The organism is Paenirhizobium selenitireducens ATCC BAA-1503, from assembly GCF_000518785.1.
GTDB classification, from domain to species: Bacteria; Pseudomonadota; Alphaproteobacteria; order Rhizobiales; family Rhizobiaceae; genus Allorhizobium; species Allorhizobium selenitireducens.
In genome coordinates this window covers 414,343-437,838 of sequence record NZ_JAEG01000006.1, presented here as the reverse complement: position 1 = coordinate 437,838, position 23,496 = coordinate 414,343, and the positions used below count along the sequence as shown (strand labels likewise).

Annotated in this window: 27 protein-coding genes; 11 read left to right on the top strand and 16 right to left on the bottom strand. The window is 63.6% G+C overall.

Going from position 1 to position 23,496, the window contains the following annotated elements; all coding sequences use genetic code 11:
- Positions 1 to 52: 52 nt before the first annotated feature.
- The 5 genes from L867_RS24920 to L867_RS0109440 all read right to left on the bottom strand — a co-directional run bounded on the left by L867_RS24920 (position 53) and on the right by L867_RS0109440 (position 3,084).
- Complete coding sequence (locus L867_RS24920) at positions 53 to 526, bottom strand: EVE domain-containing protein (protein WP_051438897.1); 474 nt, start codon at positions 524 to 526, stop codon at positions 53 to 55.
- A gap of 3 nt (positions 527 to 529) precedes the next feature.
- Positions 530 to 895 carry a VOC family protein gene (locus L867_RS0109455; protein ID WP_028736656.1) on the bottom strand — a complete coding sequence of 122 codons (366 nt, stop codon included), beginning with the start codon at positions 893 to 895 and terminating at the stop codon, positions 530 to 532.
- Positions 896 to 957: 62 nt separating this feature from the next.
- Entirely contained in the window at positions 958 to 1,653 is a 696-nt protein-coding gene (locus L867_RS0109450; RefSeq protein WP_028736655.1) for a helix-turn-helix transcriptional regulator, read from the bottom strand.
- A 47-nt stretch (positions 1,654 to 1,700) separates the two neighbouring features.
- Complete coding sequence (locus L867_RS0109445) at positions 1,701 to 2,612, bottom strand: CHAD domain-containing protein (RefSeq protein ID WP_028736654.1); 912 nt, start codon at positions 2,610 to 2,612, stop codon at positions 1,701 to 1,703.
- Positions 2,596 to 3,084: a CYTH domain-containing protein gene (locus L867_RS0109440; RefSeq protein WP_028736653.1), complete on the bottom strand. Its 489-nt coding sequence runs from the start codon at positions 3,082 to 3,084 to the stop codon at positions 2,596 to 2,598. The genes L867_RS0109445 and L867_RS0109440 overlap by 17 nt, the downstream gene beginning before the upstream one ends.
- Before the next feature lie 154 nt (positions 3,085 to 3,238).
- Between L867_RS0109440 and L867_RS0109435 the strand changes: the two genes are divergently transcribed.
- The 4 genes from L867_RS0109435 (at position 3,239) to L867_RS0109420 (ending at position 5,651) form a co-directional block, all read left to right on the top strand.
- Entirely contained in the window at positions 3,239 to 3,877 is a 639-nt protein-coding gene (locus L867_RS0109435; RefSeq protein ID WP_028736652.1) for a 2-dehydro-3-deoxy-phosphogluconate aldolase, read from the top strand.
- 93 nt (positions 3,878 to 3,970) lie between these two features.
- The gene (locus tag L867_RS0109430; protein ID WP_028736651.1) at positions 3,971 to 4,666 is read left to right on the top strand and encodes a tellurite resistance TerB family protein; all 696 of its coding nucleotides are present in this window, start codon (positions 3,971 to 3,973) and stop codon (positions 4,664 to 4,666) included.
- Between the two features lie 80 nt (positions 4,667 to 4,746).
- Positions 4,747 to 5,442 carry a GNAT family N-acetyltransferase gene (locus L867_RS0109425; protein WP_028736650.1) on the top strand — a complete coding sequence of 232 codons (696 nt, stop codon included), beginning with the start codon at positions 4,747 to 4,749 and terminating at the stop codon, positions 5,440 to 5,442.
- The gene (locus L867_RS0109420) at positions 5,439 to 5,651 is read left to right on the top strand and encodes a hypothetical protein (protein WP_028736649.1); all 213 of its coding nucleotides are present in this window, start codon (positions 5,439 to 5,441) and stop codon (positions 5,649 to 5,651) included. Before L867_RS0109425 ends, L867_RS0109420 begins: the two co-directional genes overlap by 4 nt.
- Positions 5,652 to 5,661: 10 nt before the next feature.
- Here L867_RS0109420 and L867_RS0109415 read toward each other — a convergent pair whose 3' ends face one another.
- The 3 genes from L867_RS0109415 to L867_RS0109405 form a co-directional block, all read right to left on the bottom strand.
- Positions 5,662 to 6,732 carry a nickel/cobalt transporter gene (locus L867_RS0109415; RefSeq protein WP_051438910.1) on the bottom strand — a complete coding sequence of 357 codons (1,071 nt, stop codon included), beginning with the start codon at positions 6,730 to 6,732 and terminating at the stop codon, positions 5,662 to 5,664.
- Entirely contained in the window at positions 6,732 to 7,370 is a 639-nt protein-coding gene (locus L867_RS0109410; protein WP_028736647.1) for a DUF1007 family protein, read from the bottom strand. Before L867_RS0109410 ends, L867_RS0109415 begins: the two co-directional genes overlap by 1 nt.
- Before the next feature lie 89 nt (positions 7,371 to 7,459).
- Positions 7,460 to 8,356 (bottom strand): LysR family transcriptional regulator, encoded by an 897-nt coding sequence (locus L867_RS0109405; protein WP_028736646.1) that lies wholly within the window; start codon positions 8,354 to 8,356, stop codon positions 7,460 to 7,462.
- A gap of 538 nt (positions 8,357 to 8,894) precedes the next feature.
- Here L867_RS0109405 and odc2 point away from each other — a divergent pair.
- The 3 genes from odc2 (at position 8,895) to L867_RS0109390 (ending at position 11,679) form a co-directional block, all read left to right on the top strand.
- Complete coding sequence (gene odc2 / locus L867_RS0109400; RefSeq protein WP_028736645.1) at positions 8,895 to 10,028, top strand: ornithine/lysine decarboxylase; 1,134 nt, start codon at positions 8,895 to 8,897, stop codon at positions 10,026 to 10,028.
- Positions 10,029 to 10,120: 92 nt separating this feature from the next.
- The gene (locus tag L867_RS0109395) at positions 10,121 to 10,720 is read left to right on the top strand and encodes a GNAT family N-acetyltransferase (RefSeq protein ID WP_028736644.1); all 600 of its coding nucleotides are present in this window, start codon (positions 10,121 to 10,123) and stop codon (positions 10,718 to 10,720) included.
- 320 nt (positions 10,721 to 11,040) lie between these two features.
- Positions 11,041 to 11,679, top strand: coding sequence for an outer membrane protein (locus tag L867_RS0109390; protein ID WP_104367997.1), 639 nt, complete (start codon positions 11,041 to 11,043; stop codon positions 11,677 to 11,679).
- An 82-nt stretch (positions 11,680 to 11,761) separates the two neighbouring features.
- Here the strand turns inward: L867_RS0109390 and L867_RS0109385 are convergent, their stop codons facing one another.
- Positions 11,762 to 12,598: a hypothetical protein gene (locus L867_RS0109385; RefSeq protein WP_028736642.1), complete on the bottom strand. Its 837-nt coding sequence runs from the start codon at positions 12,596 to 12,598 to the stop codon at positions 11,762 to 11,764.
- Positions 12,599 to 12,887: 289 nt separating this feature from the next.
- On the opposite strand from L867_RS0109385, the gene L867_RS0109380 reads away from it, so the two are divergent.
- Positions 12,888 to 13,577: an OmpW/AlkL family protein gene (locus L867_RS0109380; protein ID WP_028736641.1), complete on the top strand. Its 690-nt coding sequence runs from the start codon at positions 12,888 to 12,890 to the stop codon at positions 13,575 to 13,577.
- Positions 13,578 to 13,777: 200 nt separating this feature from the next.
- Positions 13,778 to 14,656 carry a polysaccharide pyruvyl transferase family protein gene (locus L867_RS24915; RefSeq protein WP_051438896.1) on the top strand — a complete coding sequence of 293 codons (879 nt, stop codon included), beginning with the start codon at positions 13,778 to 13,780 and terminating at the stop codon, positions 14,654 to 14,656.
- On the opposite strand, the gene L867_RS24910 is transcribed toward L867_RS24915, so the two are convergent.
- The 7 genes from L867_RS24910 to L867_RS0109340 all read right to left on the bottom strand — a co-directional run bounded on the left by L867_RS24910 (position 14,634) and on the right by L867_RS0109340 (position 21,761).
- On the bottom strand, positions 14,634 to 15,497 hold the full coding sequence (locus tag L867_RS24910; RefSeq protein ID WP_269748259.1) for a GSCFA domain-containing protein: 864 nt from the start codon (positions 15,495 to 15,497) through the stop codon (positions 14,634 to 14,636). The genes L867_RS24915 and L867_RS24910 overlap by 23 nt on opposite strands.
- Before the next feature lie 323 nt (positions 15,498 to 15,820).
- Positions 15,821 to 17,674: a methyl-accepting chemotaxis protein gene (locus tag L867_RS24905; RefSeq protein ID WP_051438894.1), complete on the bottom strand. Its 1,854-nt coding sequence runs from the start codon at positions 17,672 to 17,674 to the stop codon at positions 15,821 to 15,823.
- Between the two features lie 308 nt (positions 17,675 to 17,982).
- The gene (locus tag L867_RS0109360; RefSeq protein ID WP_028736640.1) at positions 17,983 to 18,972 is read right to left on the bottom strand and encodes a WD40 repeat domain-containing protein; all 990 of its coding nucleotides are present in this window, start codon (positions 18,970 to 18,972) and stop codon (positions 17,983 to 17,985) included.
- Positions 18,972 to 20,084 carry a CobW family GTP-binding protein gene (locus L867_RS0109355; RefSeq protein ID WP_028736639.1) on the bottom strand — a complete coding sequence of 371 codons (1,113 nt, stop codon included), beginning with the start codon at positions 20,082 to 20,084 and terminating at the stop codon, positions 18,972 to 18,974. Before L867_RS0109355 ends, L867_RS0109360 begins: the two co-directional genes overlap by 1 nt.
- Positions 20,085 to 20,260: 176 nt before the next feature.
- A complete protein-coding gene (locus L867_RS0109350) occupies positions 20,261 to 20,650 on the bottom strand; it encodes a type II toxin-antitoxin system VapC family toxin (protein ID WP_028736638.1) in 390 nt (129 codons plus the stop codon).
- On the bottom strand, positions 20,647 to 20,904 hold the full coding sequence (locus tag L867_RS0109345; protein ID WP_028736637.1) for a type II toxin-antitoxin system Phd/YefM family antitoxin: 258 nt from the start codon (positions 20,902 to 20,904) through the stop codon (positions 20,647 to 20,649). The genes L867_RS0109350 and L867_RS0109345 overlap by 4 nt, the downstream gene beginning before the upstream one ends.
- A gap of 65 nt (positions 20,905 to 20,969) precedes the next feature.
- The gene (locus tag L867_RS0109340; RefSeq protein ID WP_028736636.1) at positions 20,970 to 21,761 is read right to left on the bottom strand and encodes a creatininase family protein; all 792 of its coding nucleotides are present in this window, start codon (positions 21,759 to 21,761) and stop codon (positions 20,970 to 20,972) included.
- 99 nt (positions 21,762 to 21,860) lie between these two features.
- Between L867_RS0109340 and L867_RS0109335 the strand changes: the two genes are divergently transcribed.
- Positions 21,861 to 22,355, top strand: a complete 495-nt coding sequence (locus L867_RS0109335) for a MarR family winged helix-turn-helix transcriptional regulator (RefSeq protein WP_028736635.1) — start codon at positions 21,861 to 21,863, stop codon at positions 22,353 to 22,355.
- Positions 22,356 to 22,476: 121 nt separating this feature from the next.
- Complete coding sequence (locus L867_RS0109330; protein WP_028736634.1) at positions 22,477 to 23,496, top strand: LacI family DNA-binding transcriptional regulator; 1,020 nt, start codon at positions 22,477 to 22,479, stop codon at positions 23,494 to 23,496.

Sequence of the window (23,496 nt, the reverse complement as noted above, 5' to 3'; positions counted from 1 at the left end):
CGGCCCCTGCCGCGCAACGATTTTCGCGCGAGGGACCGCACTTTGAATTTTGTCAAATGTCGAGCAGGGCAAGGAATGAAGCCTGCCGGGGCGGGCATACGTCGGCGGTCAAAGGACACGCCGCCATAGCCGAGGCGATGATCTCGGCATCCGCCTCGGCGATCCGGACAATGCCGAAGCGGAAGGCCTGGCCCCAATTGTGCTTGTCCTTGGTGAGTTCGAGCCGGTCGAGGAGGGGATGAATGGAAGCAGGCCGGCTCGGCCGCCAGTCGACGTCGGAGCGGGAGGCTTGGAAGGTGGCGCTCATCTGGACCCGATAGGGTTCCCGTTCCTTGATCGTTCCGATGGCGGTGAAGGCCTGCAGGCGTTGCTTGCTGCCGAACGCCGTCACCGGCGAATAGGCGATCACGGTCTCGCCGGTCCGGATGCGCCTCAGCGGCGCATCCTTTCCATGGCAGGCCTGGACGAACCCGCCTTCAACCCCTCTTGCGACGTGGTCGGCGGAGGCAACGATGATCCAGGCCATGGGTCACACCGGCGGATTGTAGAAACGGACGCGGTTCTGGTCGGGATCGGCCAGCATGAAGGTGCGGCCGAATTCCATGTCGGTCGGCTCCTGCAGGACCGGGTGACCGGCAGCGGACAGGCGGGCGAAGACCGTGTCGACCTCGGCGGCATTTGCCAGGGGCACGTCGATCTCGAAGGCGCCGGTGCTGCCGGTCACGGCCGGCTCCACTGCCTTCCTGGACCAGAGGCCGAGCTTGATGCCGCCGGGGAAGACGAACATGGCAAAGGCCGGCGAGCGTTCGACCGGTGCTATGCCCAGCAGGTTTTCGTAGAAGGCGGTGCTGCAGTCCGGATCGGCGACATAGAGGATGATGAGGTTCGGTGTCATGGGGCTCTCCTGTGTTGAGAGCCCATTCCTATGCCGACATACTGCCAAAAAATGGCAGTAGCCTACAGCAAGCGTTCGGGAATGCCGTTCTGGAGCCGCCAGGCCTTGAGCAGCTGCATCCGCCGTTTCGGATAGCGGCCGAGCGGCCCCTCCATGAGGTCCATGCGATCGGTCCGGAAGCTGCGAAAATCGTCGCGCAAGGTACACCAGGCGATGACCACGCGGGCGCCTTCGAAGAAGGTGAGGGCGAAGGGCCAGATCAGCCGCTCGGTGGGGGAGCCCTTCTCGTCGCGATAGGCGATCTTCATCATCTGCTCGGAGCGAATGAACTCGCGCAGCCGGGCAAGGTCGATGCGGTCTTCCGGCAGAGGCAGTCCCGGTCCGGCGAACAGGGTACTCGCCGCGAGTTCCTCGCGCAGATCGCCCGGCAGGACTTCGGTGATCTTGGCCAGCGCGTCGCGGGCGGAGATCGCCAGTTCCGGGTCCGCTCTCTGGGCCACCAGCCTTGCGCCGAGGACGAGCGCCTCGATCTCCTCGCGGGAAAACATCAGTGGCGGCAGCATATAGCCGGGGCGCAGCACATAGCCGACGCCGGCCTCGCCCTCGATATTGGCGCCTTGCGCCTGCAAGGTGGCAATGTCGCGATATAGCGTGCGCAGCGAAATGCCGAGTTCCGACGCAAGCGCGGCTCCGCTCACCGCCTGGCGATGGCGGCGCAGCACCTGCAGAAGCGACAGCAAGCGTTCGGAACGACTCATTGGACAATGATACAGGATATGCTGTCAAAAACTGTCAGCAGTGACGCCTATTCGGTCGCCGCGGCGATCCACAGGGCTTCGACGATCGTGCCTTCGCGCTCCGGCGTGTCGGCAAAGACCTGCTCGGCTAGGGCGAGCGCATTGCGGCGCAGTTCCTGTTGCTGGCGGATGATGGCGCCGAGCAGGTGGGAGAACTCCTCGCCGCCACCGATCAGACCGGTCTCCCGGTCGAGAAGGTCGGCGAGAAGGGCGAGATCGTGCTCATGGCCCAGCGTGTCGACCAGCGCCTTGGCCTCGGCGCGCTTGGCATGCATGGCCGATGGCCAGATGCCGCGCAGGAGCGAGAGGTTCATCCAGTAGGCCTGGCCCGCCTTGCGCAGTTCGTGGAAGACTTCCTCGTGGACACTGTGGTGGCAGTCGTCGAGGGCGGCGCGTCCGCGGCCGAGACCCTTTCGCCAGCCTTTTGCCAGCAGTTTGGCGGCCTTGCGCGGGCTTGAGGGAAAGGATGCCGATTCCAGCGCGGCGATCGCGTTGTGGCAGGCCGAGATCGCGGCTGCGACCTTGTCCGGCAGGTCGATCTCGGCGATCGCCAGCGCATCGCGACGTTCGGCCAGCGCAGTCCGCGCGTGGGAAAGGGCGTTTTTCTCCTCGTCGCTCAGCGCGTGGTTCTCAAGATAAGCCACGGTCTCGATCAAGGCCGCCGCATCGCGGACGACGGAAAGCGTGCGGGCGATGTCGCGCAGCCGGGCATTCTCCTGCGCGCGGAACTGTTTCTGGTCCAGCGCCACGAGGCGGTAGAGCGAGCGCACGCGCTTGAACTTCTTGCGGGCCTCATGGATGGCTTCGTGCAGGCCCTGAGGCTGTTCGTCGAGAGCCGAAATGGCCCGTTCGAGCTGTTCGCTTGCGACGGCCACGACCTCCTCGCCGAACGGGCGATCCGGTCTAATTCGATACGGCATGCACGACCTCGGGCTTCAACCGTTCGGTAGCCAGCGCCTGGTTGGAATAGCGACGATCGCCGGTCACCTCGCGGCCGAGCCAGGCCGGCAGTTCCGGACGGTCATGCTCCGACCGCATTTCCACCTCGGCGATGACCAGGCCCTGGAAGGCGCCCTCGAAGACGTCGATCTCCCAGGTGAAGCCGCCGACATCGACGGTGTAGCGGACCTTTTCGATGACGCTGCCGACGGCAAAGGTGATCATCTCGAGCGCTTCTTCGAACGGGATGTCATATTCGAACTCGTCCCGCACCATGGCGGTCTTGCCGAACTTGATGGTGAGCTTCGCCGATTTTTCGTTGCTGGTGCGAACGCGGATGGATCGATCGGAATTGACCGAGAGATAGGCTTGACGCATGGCGGTCGCCGACGTGGCGCGGCCGCGCCAACTGTCATTGATCACCAGGAACTTGCGCTCGATCTCTTTCGCCATCTCGCCGCCCATCGTGAAAACCTCCAGCACCCTACCGCAGTTGCGCCGCCGTGCAAACAGTCAGCATCCTTAGCGCGCGCATTTGTCTCGACAATGACACAGGTTCGCGATAATCCTTTGCGGGAATTCAATCGTTTGAAATGGATAACCGGCCGTGAGTGAAAAAACCGAAAAGCTCCTTTCCACCCTCAAGCTGCAGCCGGTCGTGCCGGTTCTGATCATCGAGGATGCGGCCAGTGCCGTGCCGCTCGCAAGGGCGCTGGTGGCCGGCGGTCTGAAGGCGATCGAGATCACCATGCGCACCGATGCGGCGCTGGAAGCGGTCCGCCGCGTCGCCGGCGAAGTCGAGGGCGCGGTGGTCGGGGCCGGCACGATCCTCAATCCTTCGCATTTCGAGGCGGCGGTGAAGGCCGGTTCGCAGTTCATCGTCAGCCCGGGAACGACCCGCGAACTGATCCATGCGGCGCGCGCTTCCGACATTCCGCTGCTGCCCGGCGCCGCCACCGCCAGCGAAGTGATGCAGCTTCGCGAAGAGGGCTATCAGGTGCTGAAGTTCTTCCCCGCCGAGCAGGCGGGGGGGGCAGCCTATCTGAAGTCGCTGTCCTCGCCGCTTGCCGGCACGCTGTTCTGCCCGACCGGCGGCATATCGCTGAAGAATGCCAGGGACTACCTGTCGCTGCCGAACGTGGTGTGCGTCGGCGGCTCGTGGGTCGCGCCGAAGGAAATGGTCGAGGCGGGCGACTGGGCGGGCATCACAAAGCTCGCCGCGGAAGCCTGCGCACTCGCGGGCTGACGGAAAGTTCGATCGAAAGCGTGAGGGCGTCTTTGTATTTTCATGATCGTCTTCTTATCTAGCAGTCGAGAATGAAACCTATGGAGACCCCCGATGTTCGACGCGAAGAAGCTGCTTGATCAATTCCTCGGTTCGCAGGTGCCGGGAACGACCGGAAGCGTGAAGCAGAAGGCCGGCGATGCCATGCAGCTTGCCAAGGACAATCCGTTGGCGACCGGCGCGATCGCTGCGGTTCTCCTCGGCACGAAAACGGGCCGCAACCTCGCCGGCAACGCGCTGACGCTCGGCGGGCTCGCCGCCATCGCCGGGATCGGCTACCAGGCCTACAAGAACTACCAGGCCGGCAAGTCGCCACAGGACGTCGCCGAGACCGAACAGAAGCTCTTGCCACCGCCGGTCGACTCGCCCTTCAGCGTCGAGGCGCCTGCCGACTCCAATGATTTCGCCCTGACGCTGGTGCGCGCGATGATCGCCGCCGCCAAGTCCGACGGCCATATCGATGCGGCCGAGCGCGGTCGGATCATGGACAAGGTTCATCTTTCCGGCCTTGGCGCGGAAGCCGAAGCCTTCCTCGAAAAGGAACTGGCCTCGCCCACCGATCTCGACGCGCTGGTCAAGGCTGCCGCAACCGAGGAGCAGAAGGTCGAACTCTATACCGCTTCGCGGCTGGCGATCGATCCCGACAGCCGGGCCGAGCGCGGCTATCTCGACCTGCTGGCCGGCCGCCTCGACCTTGCCGACGCGCTGGTCGACCATATCGAGGCGACGGTTTCGTCCGCTCAGGTCTGATCCGTTCTCCATCACAATGCGGCCAGTTGCCTTTGCCGGGCGGCTGGCCTAATCGTTTGCCGACACAGCAAGAGGCAAACATGCGCGATCTCTCCACATTCAAGGGCTGCCCGGCGCCAAAGCCGGTTCGTCTCGAAGGCCGTTTTGTCACCGTCGAGCCTTTCGACAAGGCGCAGCATCTCCAGGCCCTGTGGGACGGTCTCGGCGGCATGGAGATCAATCCGCTGCTGCTTTACTTCACCAACTACGATTTCTCCGGGATCGCGGACTTCGAGAAGTGGCTGGACGGTACCCAGAGCAACTGGGGTTGGGTGCCGCACGTGTTCCGTGACAACAAGACAGACAAAATCGTTGGCATGGCCAGCTACATGCGCGCCGACCCGGCCAATGGTGTCGTGGAGGTTGGTGCTGTCGCTCACGGCTCGGCCATGAGCCGCACGCCGCTCGCCACCGAGGCGCACTACCTGATGGCGCGCCATGTATTCGACGACCTCGGCTATCGCCGCTACGAGTGGAAATGCCACAACGACAATGCGCCGAGCAAGACCACGGCGGAGCGCTACGGCTTCACCTTCGAAGGCGTGTTCCGCCAGCACATGCTGTCCAAGGGCAAGAACCGCGATACCGCCTGGTTCTCGATGATCGACGGTGAATGGCCGGTGATCCGTGCCGCCTTCGAGGCCTGGCTTTCGCCGGAAAACTTCGACGCCGAGGGCCGGCAGATCCGCAGGCTGGAAGACATCCGCGCCGAACTTGCCAAGGGAGCCGCAGCATGAACGCCGGCAACCGCTCGTCTGCGATCGCCGCCCTGGCCATCGTGCTCGGTTTCGGCCTCGTGCTGCTGGGGCTCCCGAAGCTGGTGCTGTGGATCGGCGACTATTCGCCTGTTCTGGCGGCCGTCGTTGGCACCGTCGGGATCATGTCCTTCTTCATCGTGCTGTGGCTTCGGGCGCGTCACCAGCGGCGGCGCGACAGCAGCAAGTAGGACGCGGACCTCAGGCCTGCAGGCTGGCGGCAAGCAGCAGGGCGCCGAGTACGATCACCAGCAGCGCACCGAAGACCTCGATCGCATTCGCGACATGGCGCGCGGCAGGCGAGCCGGGGCCTGACAGCCGTACCGCCAGTCCCTTGGCCGCGACAGCCAGTGCCGCGAGGGCCGAGACGGTGATTGCCGTGCCGAGCGCCATGGCGAAGACCGACAATATCCCGCCAAGATAGAGCCCATTCAAAAGGGCGAAGGTCATCACCAGCAGTGCCCCCGAGCAGGGTCGCAGGCCGACCGCGACGATCGCTGACCAGGCCTCGCGGAGGCTGAAATTCTTCGCCGACAGCATTCGTGGATCGGGCAGGTGGGTGACGCCGCAGTCCGGGCACACCGACCCCGGGGCAAGTGCGTCGTGACCATGTTCGACGGCCATTGCCCGGAACGAAAGCCCGGTGCCGCCGGAGCGTGAGGCTGCGGGCGCGTCGAACAGGGCGGCCGTCGCCGGTGCGTCGAACAGGCCGGCGCTGACCGGGGCGCTGCGCGTCAGCCACAGCGATCTCATCTTGCGCAGCAGCAGCCAGGTGCCGAAGGCGACGATCAGGCCGTAGCTGGCGATCTCCAGCGCCTGCGTCGCCTCCGTCATGGAGATGGACGTGCCGCGCAGGACCGCGTAGCCGACGCCCACCAGGGCGATGGCGACGATCCCCTGCAGGAAGGCCGAGACGAAGGAAATGGCGATGCCGCGTTTCAGCTCGGTTTCATTGGCGATCATGTAGGAGGAGATCACCGCCTTGCCGTGGCCGGGTCCGGCGGCATGGAAGACGCCATAGGCAAAGGACAGGCCGATCAGCGTCCACAGATGCGCCGGATCCTCGCGCATCGCCTTCAGCGCACCGGTCAGCGAGCGGTAGAAGGCCTGCTGGTTTTCGTTGATGAAGGCAAGCCAGCCGGCGAAGAGGCCGGTGGCCTGAAAGGACGGCTCGGCGGTGCCGATGCCGAGCGGCGAGCCGGCATGCGCCAGCGAGACGGCCAGCAGCAGGAGGGCGACGGATGCCGTCGCCGGAGCCAGGAACCGGCGCATCAGCACGTCAACTCGAGGCGGGTGGCGAACAGCTTGCTCATGTCGGTTCCGGCCGGATCGCTGAAGAAGGCTTCGGTCAGGTTCGCCTGGTTCTGCGCCATCACTTCGTCCGGGTCGGGGCGCACCACGACGCGCTTGCAAACCTTGAAGCCGTCGCCTTCGGTGGCGATGTCCTCGTCCTTGGCGAAGTCGATCGCCGTATACATGGTCGGGTCGTAGACGCCGATGGTCACCTTGCCCTTCAGCGCCAGCGCCTTTTCCGGTTTGGCGACGAAGAAGACCAGGAGCTGGTTGTCCTTGAAGTCGACGTTGAACACCTCTGGCTTGACGACGGAAACGGACGCGCCATTGCTGGTGATGGAGGTGAAGAAGCCGTAATCGGCAATCGAGGTGCGGATCGTGTCGGCGATCTCCTTCAACTCGCTGGGGTCGAGTTTCAGGTCGCTGTTCTTGTCGAAATCCATCAGCACGCTCGACGAGAAGATGTCATCGAAGCGCCAGACGTTGCGCAGCTCGGAAATCGTTCCGTCCGCACCGGCGATCACTTCGAGGCGGGCTTCCGCGAAGATGTGCGGATGGGCCAGCGCCGGCAGGGGCATGCCCATGAGTGCCGCGATCAACGCCAACCGTCTTTTCATGCCTTGTCCGCCTTCGCGCCCGAATCCAGAGCTATCTCCCTGTCTGACAATTTCGACGGAAATGGGACTTCGGTCCGGTTGCGCATGGCTCAAGAGGCTTGCTGGCGAAACCAGCCGTGGAGAAAGTCGACGAAGACGCGGACCTTGGCGGGCAGGTAGCGGCGATGGGGATAGACGGCATAGATGCCGCGATCCTTGGGCAGGTAGTCGTCGAACAGCGACACCAGCTCGCCGGTCTCGATATAGGGCCGGGCGATGAAGTCGGGGATCATGGCGACGCCCAGGCCGGCGCGCGCGGCGCGCAGCGTGGCGAGCGGGCTGTTGACCTCGATCGGGCCGCTGACGCTGACCGAGATCGTGCCGCCCTGCGGGTCGACGAACCGCATGCTGTTGTGCGAGCGGGAATTGGTGTCGACGAGGAAAGGCACGCGCGCCAGCTCCTGCGGATGGATGAGAGGTCCGTACTTCTCGACGAAGGCGGGCGTGGCGCAGGCAAAGACGCGGAAATCGGACAGTTTCTTGGCGATGAGGGCCGAATCATCGAGCTTGGTGATGCGGATCGCCAGGTCGAAGCCCTCCTCGACCAGATCGACGAACCGGTCTTCGGCGACGATCTCCAGCGAGAGGTCCGGATGTTCGGTGGCGAAATCGATCAGTGACTGGCCCACTTCGGCGTCGATGAAGGTGCGCGGCACGGTGACCTTGAGCTTGCCCTTGAGGTCGGTGTTGTTCTCCCGCACCAGGTCGGCCAGGCTGTCGATCTCCTTGAGGATTTCGGTCGCGCTGCGGTAGTAGGTGTGCCCCGCCTCGGTCATCGAGAACTGCCGCGTCGTGCGGTTCAGCAGCAGGGCGCCGAGCTCGTCTTCCAGTTCGCGCACATATTTCGACAGCAATGCCTTGGACCGGCCGGTCTTGCGGGCGGCGGCGGAAAAACCTTCTGCTTCGACAACGTCGATAAAGGCGCGGATGCGCGTCAGCGTGTCCATGGGTCGGCTCCTGCGAAGATTGTGCCGGAATTGTGAACGCAATGGCTCGATCGTTCAATCATTTTTCTATCCGCGGGGTCAAAAAACACTTGATTATGACCGCGAACATTCTTATCTCCTCCTCAGCCCAAAGTCGCACGTGCCCATGGGTGTCCGCCGATCCTCGATGTGGTGAGGAAATCGGTAAGGTACCTGGAACTAACCCCTCCAGTCGCTATTCCGGCCATCCGGGAAATGCGAGGACATCTGAAGCAACGACGGTGCGGGCCTTTCTAGTCTCTTCCGGCTTTCCATCAGCTGGAGTTACTTCAGAGGCACACCATCATTGCCGGAAGTGCGGTCGGGTTATCCCACCAATCCATGGCAGACAAAGCCGAATTGACGCTCCTGGCAGGGTGTCGGTTCACTATTCGCGCTTCGAGCGCTCGTACGGCATCAGCGTCTCCACCGGCTGGTTTCGATCGGGTTCTCGTCGTCCTTTGTCCTTCCGTACTCGGCGACGAGTCCGGGAACCTTGGAACTTGAGAGGGATAGACCCATGACCACCGCTCGTATCCTCGACTTCATCAACACCCGACGTCCCGAAGGTCCCTGCCTCGTGGTCGACCTCGACGTCGTGCGTGACAATTACGGTGCATTCCGTCATGCCCTGCCGGACAGCGCGATCTACTATGCCGTCAAGGCCAACCCGGAGCCGCAGATCCTCAAGCTGCTCGCCTCGCTGGGCTCGAGCTTCGATTGCGCCTCGGTCGCCGAAATCCAGATGGCGCTCGACGCCGGCGCGACCGCTGGCCGGATCTCCTACGGCAACACCATCAAGAAGGAACGGGACATTGCCCGGGCGCATGCGCTCGGCATCGATCTCTTTGCCGTCGACAGCCATGAGGAAGTCGAGAAGGTTGCCCGCGCAGCCCCCGGCGCCCGGGTGTTCTGCCGCGTGCTGACCGATGGCGAAGGCGCTGAATGGCCGCTTTCGCGCAAGTTCGGCTGCGTGCCGCAGATGGCCGTCGACGTGCTCGTCTACGCCCACCAACTGGGGCTCGATTCGTTCGGCGTGTCCTTCCATGTCGGTTCGCAGATGACCAAGGTCGATGCCTGGGATTCGGCCCTTGCCGATGCCAAGCGCGTCTTCACCTCGCTCGCCAAGCAGGGCATTCACCTGCAGATGGTGAACATGGGTGGCGGCTTTCCGACCAAGTACCTGCGCGACATCCCGTCGGCGGAAGCCTATGGCCGTGCGATCAATGGTGCGCTGAAGAAGCATTTCGGCAATCACATCCCGCAGACCATCATCGAGCCGGGTCGCGGCATGGTGGGCAATGCCGGCGTGATCAAGGCGGAAGTCGTCCTGATCTCGAAGAAGTCGGACAACGACGCGCATCGCTGGGTGTTCCTCGACATCGGCAAGTTCGGCGGTCTGGCCGAAACCATGGACGAGGCGATCCGTTATCCGATCCGCACCGCCCATGATGCCGACGAGATGGAGCCCTGCGTGCTTGCCGGCCCGACCTGCGATTCGGCCGACGTCATGTACGAGAAGAACATGTATCCGCTGCCCGTCTCCCTGACGATCGGCGACGAGGTTCTGATCGAGGGCACGGGCGCCTATACGACGACCTACTCGGCGGTCGCCTTCAACGGCTTCGAGCCGCTCAAGGCCTACGTCATCTAAGGCCCGACCGGGTCCTTCGACGACCGCGCCGGTTGAACCGGCGCGGCGCAACAAACCATCATCGGAAACACTTCTTGGTACGGGAGGCCACCATGGCCGCTGTTCTGGACGTCGTGCGCGCGTTTTTCGCGCCTGCATCTGCGCCTGCCTTTGTCATCGATAGCGAAACGCCGGCCGACATCGTCGCCCGCGAAGCCTTGCTCGATCGCGCCATGGGCAGCGATCGCCGCAAGAAGTCGTCGGAGAAGATCCGCCGGGACCGGCTGCCGGCCGAAGGGTTGGCGATCGTCGCCCGCGACCGCCTTGGGCATGTGATCGGCACGGTACGGCTGTGGAATGTCGAAGCCGGCGTCTCGCGCGAGGGCCGGGCGATCGATGCGCTGCTGCTCGGGCCGCTGGCGGTCGATGCCGCGCACGAAGGCAAGGGCATCGGCTCGGCGCTGATGCGCGCCGCGATCCTCGAAGCCAAGAAGCGCGACCATGGCGCCATCCTGCTGGTCGGCGATGCCGCCTATTATGAGCGCTTCGGCTTCTTTGCCGAAAAGGCGCAGTATCTCGTCATGCCGGGACCGTTTGCGCGCGAGCGGTTCCTGGCACTCGAGCTGACGCCAGGCTGGCTCGAGGGGGCTGCCGGCATGGTGGTGGCTTCCGGCCGCAAGTTGTCGCACGCGACGTTGCGCCGGACGGCCTGAAGAAGAGACCGGCTCGCCCCCGGCAGTGCTCGATGCATCCCTGCATCTGGAGCCGGAAGGGGAGCGGGCCTTTCATCCCGCCGACAATGTACGGCGGGGCAGACGCCCCCTCTCCATCCACGGAGAGGGGGCGTTTTCGCATCTGCTTTTCGATGGTGTTCGGCCTCCCGCACGCGTGTCCCGGATGCCCCACTACGGAAAAATCGACGGGACCGCGGAACAAATCGCCCCGCCAAGCTTGTTAGTCTCCGTGTGACGCGTTTCGTCACGGCACAGCGCGCAGTCCCCAATGCGGGGCAGCCTGAGAGGGAGTAGCAGCGATGATGAAGAAACTCGGATGGGGCGCGATGGCGCTCATCATATCCTCGACGCCGGTTTTTGCCGCGGATGCCGTCATGGAGGCTCCGGCCGTTCCGCCTGAAGTGGTCGATACCATGCCAACATTCAGCTGGGCGGGCGGCTATATCGGTATGCAGGGGGGCTACGGCTGGGGCGAAGGCGACTTCTTCGACGGCGTCGCCTCGGCCTCGGACGATTTCGACGGCGGCCGGTTCGGAGGCTTCGTCGGTTACAACTGGGACTTCGGCACCAGTGCGATCGTCGGTCTCGAAGCCGACCTGAACTATGACTGGAACGAAAACAGCTATGGCGCGGTCGATGTCGGCACGGGCCTCAACGGTTCTGTCCGGGGCCGCGTCGGCTATGCGATGGACCGTGTCCTGCTCTATGCGGCAGGCGGCTGGACGGCGACCAATTTCTCGGTCGACGGCGGCGGCTTCGACGAAAGCGAAACGCTGCATGGCTGGACGCTCGGCGCAGGCTTCGACTATGCGATCACCGACCGGGTCTTCACCCGTCTCGAATACCGCTACAACGACTATTTCGAGAAAGAAGTGCTGGGGGTCGATACGGACTTCAACCAGCATGTGGTCAATGTCGGCCTCGGCGTGAAGTTCTGAGCGACGACGTTCCCTGCCAATCTCGATGCCCGGCGACCCTGAGACGAAGCGCCGGGCATGAGCGTTTGACCTGCGTCGCTGCTCAGAACCGCTCCATGCTGTCGCGGGCGAGTGCGTCCAATGCGTCGGAATCCGGTTCGTAGCGGCCGGTCTTGTCATTCAAACGATAGGTTGCGGTAACGGTGCGGGCAGTGCCTGGCGTCGGCTCCGCATCGCAGCTTTCCTCCACTTTCTCCTCCCGGATAGCGACCGCGACGCGCAGCGCCGGGCGGGCGTCGCTCACATCGACGCTGATGGCCGGCTCCTGCGTGCGGCTCAGTCCGCACAGGCGCTCGGAAAAGGTCAGGACGGTGTCGATCGGCTCCAGGCCGTTTTCGGTGGCCAGCATGAGACTGGTGATGAGATAGCTCTGGTTCGAATTCCCGTGGCTGCTGCGGGTGATGAGCACATTTGTACCGCCACCAAGGTCCAGAATCGGCGGTTCGGCAAAGCCGGTTTCGCGGTCGAGGCCGACATTGAATGAACCGATCAGGCGCGGTTCCTTCTCCAGCACGTAGAGAGCCAGGATCGCAGGCGCCTCCGGTACGTCGCTGAAAAGACCGAAATCGAAAAGAACCGCCAGTTCCTTCCTGCCTGCCCGCTCGAAGGCCACGGTTTTGACCCCGCTGATGGCGAGGCCGTCCGGCCAGTCCTCGTCAAGATCAAACCGTCCGGCGATGTCGGCGTCGAGCGTGCTGCCTTTCCAGCTCATGCCGTCGGCGGCCAGGTCGGGCACGAAGGCGAGCGCCAGGTCGAGATAGGTCTTGTCGGTTCCGGCGACTGGCGTGTCGAGGCTCTCCAGCCGGCTTTCCGCGGCGGAGGCGAAGGACGGCGCCAGTGTCATGAAGGCAAGGGCGGCGAGGGCGAAAAATGCACGCATCGAATACTCGTCCGGTCTCTGTCGTCGGTCGAGCCTATCGGAGAATCACCTCTGCGGGAATGCCCTGGGAGCGTTTCCGAGTGCCTCGGGAAGGGTGCTCCGAATATCGGGACACGACAGGCTTTTCAATCGTCAAGTGATGCTGTGGCCAAATTGTGACAGCCGCAACGTAGTAGCTGCATCTGTTTGATTGTTCACGCATCTATTGATCTAGCTCAAATGCCCTTGCGTTTCTGGTGGCGTATTTTGTGCACGGCACAAGCCATTGATTTACTCAAGGAGAGACCCCATGAACACGACCTGCACGCGGCGGATCAGCGCCCTTGCCGCAGCCACCGCATTGCTCCTCATCGGCCAGGCGGCCGGCGCGGCGGACATGACGCCGGTGGCGGAGCCGGCGCCGGATGCTCCGTTGGCAGCAGCTTCGAGCCCATGGCAGATTCGTGTACGCGGTCTTGGCGTCATCTCCGAGGACAACGGCCATGTGAACGGCATTGCCGGTTCCGACCTGTCCTATAGCGATACCTATATCCCCGAACTCGACATCACCTACTACTTCACTGACAATATCGCTGCCGAACTCATCCTCGGCACGACCTATGCCAACGTCTGGGGCGAAGGCTCGATCGCCGGTCTCGGCAAGATCGGCCGTACCTGGATCCTGCCGCCCACGCTGACCCTTCAGTACCACTTCACCGATTTCGGCGCCTTCAAGCCTTATGTCGGTGCGGGTCTGAACTACACGATCTTCTACAATGAAGATGGTGCCAATGCCGCCGATCTCGACATCCACAATGCCTTCGGCGCGGCCTTGCAGGTTGGCTTCGACTACATGGTCGACGAGCATTGGGGCGTCAACTTCGACGTCAAGAAGATCTTCCTCGAACCCGATTTCGACGCCAATGTCGGCGCCGACGTCGACGGCACCGCCAAGCTCAATCCGTGGCTGGTCGGCGCAGGCGTCACCTACCGCTTCTGATCGCCAGGATCGGATCGCAACATTGTGAAGGCCGGGAACGCTGCGTTCCCGGCCTTTCGTTTGACCCGACCTCGCAACGGGTGAGGGGTTGTAACGTTGCAGTCCGGCATTGCCACACGGATCGGCCTGCCGGCCGGCGGGGGCAATCGCCTCGGCCGCGTACTATCCCCGCCCGGTAGCTCTCAAGGGGATGTGACGGCATGAAAATCGGTGCTCTCAGCTGGAACGGCAACAACATCGGCGACGATATCCAGAGCGTCGCCGTCATGCAGCATCTGCCCCCGGTGGATGTGTTCCTCAACCGGGACCATCTCAACAGCTATGACGGACCGGAGACCCTGCTCGTCACCAATGGCTGGTTCCTGTCGAAGCTCGACAACTGGCCGCCGAGCCCGTCGATCAAGCCGATCTTCTTCGGTTTCCACGTGCAGAAGCACGCCAAGCCGACGATTGCGCGCCATGCCGATTACCTGAAAAAGCACGAGCCGATCGGCTGCCGCGATCAGGGCACGGTGGATTTCATCCGCTCGCTCGGCGTCGATGCCTATCTGCCGCTGTGCAACACGCTGACCTTCAACGCGCCGGCCGACCGCGATCCGGATTCGATCTATCTCGTCGAGGCCAATCGCGACCAGCCGTCGCCGAAGCTGTTCAAGAAGGGGCTGACGGTGAAGACGGTCAGCCATCGCTTCATCGACGTGTCCGCAGAAACGCGCCTGCAATATGCCAAGGAAATCGTCGAGACCTATGGCAAGAAGGCGGCGCTCGTCGTCACCACGCGTATCCATTGCGCCATGCCCTGCATCGCCATGGGCATTCCGGTGATCTTCGTCGGGCCGAAGAGCTATCGCACGCAGATCGTCGAGGAAGTCGGCCTCCAGCGGCACAATACCTGGCATCCGTTGAAGCACCCCTTCCCGCAGGATCGAGGCCTGGTCGCAGCCGCTCGACATCGCCGAGACGAAGAAGCGCGTCACCGCCGACATCAAGTCGCGCATCGCCGCGGCGCTCGCCAAGGGGTGATCCCGATTGCGATAACCGGGCGCGAAGGCGCCGTTATCGCAGGAAGTTCCGCTTGAAGGTCTGCATGATGAACTCGACCGATTCCTCGGTCGGGTGGCGGAAGTCGTCCTTCATCGGGTTCGGCAGGAACGACGTCACCATCTCGTAGGACGGGAAGTAGTAGAGCTTGCTGTCGGCAGACGGTCCGACCTCGCGCATCAGTTCGTCGATCGCCACCCGGAGCGAGGCCTTCGAAACCGCGCTTGCGGTGATGCAGGAAACCGGCCGGAAGGTAGCTGCGAGCGGCACGGGCGAGAGCGTCATGATCACGGTCGCATCGGGGCGATGGGCGCGGATCAGCTGATAGGTGCGGCGCAGATTGTCGAGGTTTTCCACCGCGCCCAGCACGCGGAAGCCGTGGCGTTCGGGGTCGAAGTCGCGCTTCGGGATGGCGCGCCAGAAGATCTCGCCGGTCGACTTGTCGTACCAGACCTCGGACAGGCCGAGCGTCAGGATGAAGATGTCCGACTTCTCGAAGATTGCCCGCGTCGCCTGCCGGACCTCGTCGGAATAGTCGCCGGGAACACCTTCCTTGTCGTGCCAGAGCTCGATCTTCGGCGTCTTGCCCTCGAAGGCCCATTCGAACTGCTGGCGGATCGCCGCGGAGTTGACGATGCCTTCGCCGCTGCGCACCACATAGGAGTTCAGCTTCATGTCGCGGCCGAAGACCTGGTAGCCCTCGCGGTAGAGATATTTCGTCACCTCGCTGGCAAAGCAACTGCCGAAGGCGGTGATGTAGTGCTCGCGGGTGATGAAGGGGCAGCCGGAAACCAGCCCTTGCCGATATATTCGTCGACGGCGTCGGGCTGGGCGATCGCCTTCTTGTCGGGGAAGAAGTTGGTGGTCTCGCCACGGCACCAGGTCGCATGCGCTTTGCGCTTCGCGCCGCCGGTCTGGTATTAGATCTGGTCCTCGCGCTCCGGCTCGTCGACGAGCTTGAGAGCGCGCAGGAGCTTGTAGCGCAGGGTCTTCTTTGGGGGCTTTGAAGGAGCTGTGGCCATGGCTGAGCGATAGCCTACCGGGGCCGGCAATTCAAGCGAGCGATGTGGACCGGGGACCGCGTGGCATCGCGCTTATCCCATGCCCTCCATCGCATGCCGCTTCACTGCCGATTAAAAGAAGGGCAGCAGGCCAGGGGGGGCTGCCTGCTGCCCGGATCCGGCGCACTGGTTCCTGCGATGTCAGGCTGCGCGCGAGGGCGCCGGCAGCCCGGCCGTTTCCTGCATGGAGCCGGCCTCGCGAACGGCGCCGCGGCGATTGAGCTGGAACCGGCCGACGAGCATCGTCAGGTGCGATGCACCTTCCGCCAGAGTGTGGCTGATGGCTGTCGTCTCCTCGACCATGGCGGCGTTCTGCTGGGTCATCTGGTCGATACTGTGGATCGCTGAGGAGATTTCCTGCAGGCCGGTCGCCTGTTCGCGGGCGGCGGTGGCGATGGCGTCGATATTGGTGTCGACACGGGCAACGAAACCCTGGATCTGATCGAGCGCCTGGCCGGTCTCGCCGACCAGCTGTACGCCGGCCGACACCTCGACCGTCGAGTTCTGGATCAGGCCCTTGATCTCGCGGGCGGCGGTGGCCGAACGCTGGGCAAGTTCGCGCACTTCCTGGGCAACGACGGCAAAGCCCTTGCCGGCTTCACCGGCGCGCGCAGCTTCCACCCCGGCATTGAGCGCCAGAAGGTTGGTCTGGAAGGCGATGTCGTCGATGACGCCGATGATCTGGCTGATTTCCGAGGAGGCCTTTTCGATGCGCTGCATGGCGCTGATGGCGTCGCGAACGACGTCGCCCGAGGAGATGGCGCATTGCTTGGCGTCGCGCACGAGATTGCGCGTGTCCAGGGTACGCTCCGCCGAGGAGCGAACCGTCGACGTCACCTGCTCGAGGGCGGCCGAGGTCTGCTCCAGCGCTGCGGCCTGCTGTTCGGTACGTTGCGAGAGGTTGTCTGCGGCGGCGCGCATTTCCTGGCCGTTGTCGTAGAGCGCCTTGGTCTCCGACAACACTTCTTCCAGCGTCGCCTGGAAGGTGGCGATCGAGTTGTTGAAGTCGCGCCGCAGCGATTCGAAGCGGGGCTCGAAAGGCTCGTCGATGGTCATGCGGATGTTGCATTCGGCCAGACGGTTGAGGCCGGCGCCGAGCGCTTCCACGACGATGCGCAGGGCCTCGGCTTCTACCAGGCGGCGTTCCTCGCGGGCAGCCCGCTCGCCTTCGGACAGCGTGCGGGCGTTCTCCGCTTCGGCTTCCAGCCGGCGCTTCTCCAGGCCGGCAACGCGGAACACCTCAACGGCCGCGGCGATTTCGCCGATCTCGTCGTTGCGCATCGCATAGGGCACGGCCTGGTCGTAATTGCCTTCCGCCATGCTCGTCATGTAGCTGCCGATATGGCCAAGCGGCTTGAGCGCGCGGCGGCGGATGAACAGCACGGCGCCGAGCGTCGTCAGCGTCAGCGCGGCGCCGCCGCCAAGGGCGAGCATCTCGCGCTGGGCCGTCTCGGCGGCGGCGAATTCCTCGCGGGTCTTGAGATAGGCGTTGGACAGTTCGACGAGTTCGTTCACCGCCGTTTCATGGACGTGGAAGCTCTCCTTCAGGCCGGGCAACGCGGCGCTGACCGCAGCGGCGTCGCCAGAGGCAACGGCGGGAAGGTAGGCAGCGTCGAGCTGTTGCCAGAAGACGTCACCCTTGGTCAGGACTTCCGAATAGAGCTTGGTCGCCAATTCCGGTGGCAGGGTCGAGTCTTTCCAGTATTCGCGGCGCTCGGCATAAAGACCCTTCAGCACTTCGAGTCGCGCGACATTAGCCTGTGCGGTCTCGGGATGCAGGGCGGTCTCGCTGGTCAGCGAATAGGCTTCGGTGAGATAGAGCGGCGGCGGCAGGATGTCGGCGATCAGGTCCTTGCCATCGACGATCTGCTGGTAAATCGGGCCGTTGATCTTGAGCGTCTGGAGGGTCTGCATCCCGATCCCGACCGTGGCGACGAGGCCCGCTGCCAGAGCCAGGCCTGCGGACGTGACCATAAAGGAAATATCGAAGCGCATGCGCGTGTTTCCATGAAAACGCCAAGCGTCGAGGCAGGGACGCGCGATGGATGGCATCCCCGGCGGCAGGCCGGTTGGCAGAGTTTTAAAAGTCTTTTCGTCCGGACAGACCGATCACACCGTTGCTTCTATTGCCTGCGGTAAGAGCGTTCGGACATAGCAAAAACTATGCATCAAGCATTACCGAGCTGTTAAGCACGATGTTCCTCGCAGTAAAAAACTTGAGAAAACGTGGATTTCGCCAGCTTTTCCTGTCGCACAAATGCGACAGGCATATCTCTGATTTATTTAAGCAATTTCGAATTCAATCAGGCTGATATGTCGATGACTCCGCAATCGCCCGCTTCGGAAGCGTAGGCGAGGAGCTTGCCGCTGGCGCTCCAGCCGATCGACGTGATGGCGCCCTTGCCGGGCCGGCGCAGCAGCGCCTCCTTGCCATCGGCAATGCGCACGGCGAGGATCATGCCGTCGACGTAGCCGATCGCCAGAACCTCCTCCGCCGGATGGAAGGCGACCTGAGTGACCATGATGTTGGCGCGGGTGCCGAGTTCGAGCGGCGCCTTGCCCATCGGGCCTTCCTTGCCCGAAAACGGCCAGACGATGGCCGCAGGCGCACCCGACGAGGCGAGCCACTTGCCCTTGGCCGACCAGGACAGCGACTTCACCTTGGCCGGATAGCCGGTCATGCGCATGTGGCGGGTCTCGGCCGACTTGCTGTCGAGCTTCCAGCCGTGCAGCGCATTCTCCTGCATGGTGGTGACGACGAAACGGCCGTCGGGCGAGAAGGTCACACCCGTGTGGGCGCCCTTCCATTCGAGGTCGACCGGCGCGCCGGTGGTGCCGATCCAGTGCAGGGTCACGCCATTGTAGCGGGCTGCGGCGACGCGCAGGCCCTTTGGCGCAAAGCCCAGGCCCTCGATGGTCCTTTCCTCGGTGAATTCCCGGATCGTGCCGTCTGCGAGCCGGACATAGCCTGCCTTGCCGACCGCATAGGCGATGGCGCCCTGCGGCCCGGCCGCGACGACGGAGATCCACTTGCGCGGCACATGGACGAGTTCCGTGACGATGCCGTCATGGCCGATGCGCAAAACCCGGCCATCCTCGCCGCCGGTGACGAGCGTCTGGTCCGTGCTGTCCTTGACGCAGGCCAGCATGCCGCCCTGGTGCGCTTCCGACACCTTCTCGCCGCCGTCGAGGCGGTGGATGCTGCCGGATGCCGCGGCGAAGACCGGAATGTCCCCGAGAAAGGCGGCGGTGACGACGTGACCTTCGATGTCGAGGGGAGCAACCGTCGGCATCAGGAAGAGGCCTCGCAGGCGTGGAAGCTCTTCTCGATCTTCTCGCGATCAAGGTCACGGCCGATGAAGACGAGGCGGCTTTCGCGCTTCTCGCCGTCCTTCCACGGGCGCTGGTGGTCGCCCTCGATGATCATGTGCACGCCCTGAACGACATAACGTTCCTCGTCGCCCTTGAAGGCGATGATGCCCTTGAGGCGCAGGATGTTCGGGCCGTCGGTCTGGGTGATCTTCTGGATCCACGGGAAGAAGCGGTCCGGGTTCATCTCGCCGCCGCGCAGCGAGATCGACATCACCGTCACGTCATGGATCGCCGAGGGGGCATGGTCATGGTGGTCATGGCCGTGGTGATCGTGGTGATGATGGTCATGGTCATGGTCATGGTCATGGTCATGATCATGATGATGGTGGCCGTGATCGTGATCGCAATCCGGACCGCAGACGTGATCCGGATCGTCGTGATCGAGGAAGTGGGGATCGTTTTCCAGCGCCCGTTCGAGATTGAAGGCGCCCTGATTCAACACCTTGGAGAGATCGACGCCGGAGCGGGTGGTCGAATAGATGCGGGCCGAGGGGTTGATGGCGCGCACGATGTCCTGGATGCGATGCAGTTCCTCATGGCTGACGAGGTCGGTCTTGTTGATGACGACGACGTCGGCGAAGGCGATCTGGTCCTCGGCCTCGCGGCTGTCCTTCAGGCGCAGCGGCAGATGCTTGGCGTCGACCAGCGCGACCACGGCGTCGAGCTCGGTCTTGGCGCGCACGTCGTCGTCCATGAAGAAGGTCTGGGCCACCGGAACCGGATCGGCAAGGCCGGTGGTCTCGACGATGATGCCGTCGAAACGGCCGGGGCGGCGCATCAGGCCTTCCACCACGCGGATCAGGTCACCGCGCACGGTGCAGCAGACGCAGCCGTTGTTCATCTCGTAGATCTCTTCGTCCGACTCGACGATCAGGTCGTTGTCGATGCCGATCTCGCCGAATTCGTTGACGATGACCGCATATTTCTTGCCGTGATTGTCGGACAGGATGCGGTTCAGAAGCGTCGTCTTGCCGGCGCCGAGATAGCCGGTCAGAACGGTGACGGGAATGGGTTTTGCGGCAGCTTCGGTCATGATTGCCTTCCTTGTTTGCTGGGCAGAGATATAGGCTGTCGGGTCCGCGCCTTACAACACTTGCCGGCAGATTTTTGCGGATTTCAAAGACCTTGGTGGCGGGATCGTGGTTGTGGCGCCTCGCCCGGCGCAAGAAAAGGTGGTCCGCCGGGCCTGCCGGAAGCCATAGCCCAGGCTCAGGCCGGCAGCGCGGGGATGATATCGGTTTTGGAGAAATCATTGCCCACGAACAGAAGCGGGCATTGCAGTTGATCGGCCAGGGCATAGGCGAAGCAGTCGCCGAAATTCAGTCCGGCAGGATGGTTGCCTTTGCCCCAGCGGGCGTAGGCCGCGGCGGCGCGTTCCGCCGTTTCTTCGGTCATGTCGACGATTGTAAACCGGAGGCGGTCGACCAGATCGCGCAGGTCCGAGAAGTGCCCTCGGGCGGTCGCGACGATCAGCGCCTCGGCCAGCGTGCCGGCGGAAAGGCAGACCTCGCTGTTCGCTGCGAGCACGGCCTGGCAGTCATTGGCGGCCGTCTCGTTGCACACGATCGCCATCAGGGCGGACGTGTCGACCGCGATCATCCGGGCAGGCCGCTGTCGTCATAAAGGAAATCCTGGCTACCGGCCGCGCTTGGCCCTTCTGCCGGCAACCTGGGTACCCGGTTTCGGATTTCCGCGATGATCGCGCGCCGCTCCTCGGGCGTCTGGACTGGCGCCACAGGAGACAGCCTGACCGTCTCCTTGCCATGCCGGGTGAGGATGATCTCCTCGCCGGCCTCGGCGCGGCGCACCAGTTCGGTCAGATTGGCCTTTGCTTCGCTGACGGACATCCGCATGAATGATCTCGCTTATGGTCCAATATTCTGGTCCAAAAATAATGCATTCCGCTTCGGTTTTCAATCTATCGGAAGGCGTTCACATCAAACGCCTGCACATCCCGCAGCAGGGCGATAAGGCCCTCGACGGCGTGATCGATCAGCCTCGCGCCCTTTTCCGCGGTGGCGGCCCTTGCATTCCCGGTCACGCCCTGCCGGTTGAGATCCGACATCTTCCAGCCGAAGGCGTGCGGACCGTAGGCGCGCAGATGGGTGAAGCGGGCGGCAAAGTCGGACTGACGCGACGGGAAGTCTTCGGCTTTCGTCATGTCCACCCGGTCGGGGTGAAGGGCCAGCATGACTGAGGTTTCGATCTCGCCGCCGTGGATGCCGATCGCCTTCTCTTCGGGGGTGATCACGCCCACGGGCAATCCGAAGCGCGTCCAGCTCGTGGCGACGGCCAGTATGGCGAAGCGCACCCGGGCTTCCGTGGCGACGACCGTCATTAGCGGCGAGTTGCCGCCATGGGCATTCAGCATGACGAATTTGCGGATGCCTTTTCGCGACAGATCCTCGGCGATCGCCAGCCAGCGCTCCACGGCTTGCGCGTAGGCAAGCGTCTTGCTGCCGGCGACATCCATGTGCTCGATCGAATAGCCGATCGGCTCGGCCGGCAGGAAGGTCACCGGCAGATCGGCGGGGAGCCTCCCGGCGAGGCGGGCGACGATGCCCTCAACGATCAGCGTGTCGGTTTCGAACGGCAAGTGCGGGCCGTGCTGTTCATGGGCGCCCAGCGGCAGCACTGCGATCCAGTCCCGTCGGGTTTCGGGCGGGAGCGAAGGATCGTTGTCGTGGAAATGGACCTTGGGCTGTGGCATCTGGCGTCGATCTTCGTTCTTCGCTAAGGATTTCAGGCGCCGAATGTTAGCCGGCACAACAATTGGGGTCGCCGCACCGGGGCGCGGCAGGAGGGCAGAATGGCGAAAAAGGACAAGGGCGACAAGAAAAACAAGTCCGCCAAGAAAAAGGAGCATGGCGAGCGCAGCCCATCGGTGTCGGTCGCCGTCACCCAGGTCGCCCGCGCCATGCGCACGCAGCTGTCGCGCGGCCTTGCCGAGAGCGGCCTCTATGCCGGCCAGGACACGGTCGTTCAATTGCTGGCGGAGCAGGATGGGCTCACCCCGGGTGCGCTGGCGCAGAAGCTTGGCGTCAAGGCCCCGACCATGACGCGCACCATCGGGCGGATGGAGGCACAGGGGTTCGTCGAGCGGCGCACCGCCGACGCGGACGGGCGGCTGACCATGGTTCACCTGACCGCCGAGGGACGCGCCTGCCTCGAGACCATCGTCCAGGCCGTTGGCGAGGCGGAGCGCCTGGCGACCAGGGGCCTCTCCGGCAAGGAGGTCAAGCAACTGGTGAAGCTGCTGGCGGCGGTCGAGGAAAACCTGCACGAACAGACGGCAAAAAGCTGAATAGCCCGCCTTTTTTCCGGGGAGCCGGGAATTGATATGCGCACTTAAATTATTTAATTAAACTGTTTAAGTGTGCTGGAGGAAAACGGGAAGCATGCATCGGACCGCCAAGGGAGGCAAAGTGGCTCAGAAAGTCAAACTGTCAACGATCGCCGAAACGCTGGGTTTGTCGACGGCGACCATTTCGCTCGCGCTGCGCGACAGTCCGCTGGTGGCGGCCGATACGCGCGAGAAGATCAAGGAACAGGCACGGGCGCTGGGCTATATCTATAACCGCCGCGCCGCCAGTCTCCGCACCTCCCGCTCGGGCATCATCGGCGTTGTCGTGCACGACATCATGAACCCGTTCTACGGCGAAATCCTGAAAGCCATCGAGAGCGAGCTCGATCGCAGCCGCCACACCTTCATCCTGTCGAACCACTACGATTCAGTCGAGAAGCAGCGCACCTTCATCGAGACGCTGCTGCAGCTTGGCGGCGATGGCGTCATCATGTCGCCGGCGATCGGCACGCCGGTCGAGGACATCAAGCTCGCCGAAGACAACAACATGCCGGCGATCCTGATCGCCCGACAGATGGACGGGCTCGACGTGCCGACCTATCGCGGCGACGACAGTTACGGCATTTCGCTGGCCACCAACCACCTGATCGGCCTCGGGCACCGCACGATCGCCATGATCGGCGGCACCGACCAGACGTCGACCGGCCGCGACCGTTACCAGGGCTATGTCAATGCGCTGCGCAAGGCGGGCATGGAGGTGGATCCGGAACTGCGCATTCCGGGACCCCGCACCAAGCAGGGCGGTTTCGAGGCGGCGGTGCATTTCCTCTCGCTGCCGCAGAAGCCGACCGCCGCTGTGTGCTGGAACGATCTTGTCGCCATCGGCCTGATGAACGGCATCGCCCGCGCCGGTCTGGTGCCGGGACAGGACATTTCGGTCACCGGCTATGACGATCTGGAGGAAGCCTCGATCGCCACGCCGGCGCTCACCACGGTGTGGAACGGCCAGGCGGAAGTCGGGCGGCTTGCCGCGCGCGCGCTGCTCGACAAGCTGGCTGGCAGCCACGAGCCGGACGGCATTCACCTGATCAAGCCGGAAATGCGCATTCGCCAGTCCACCGGCCCGATCCACCGCCGATAA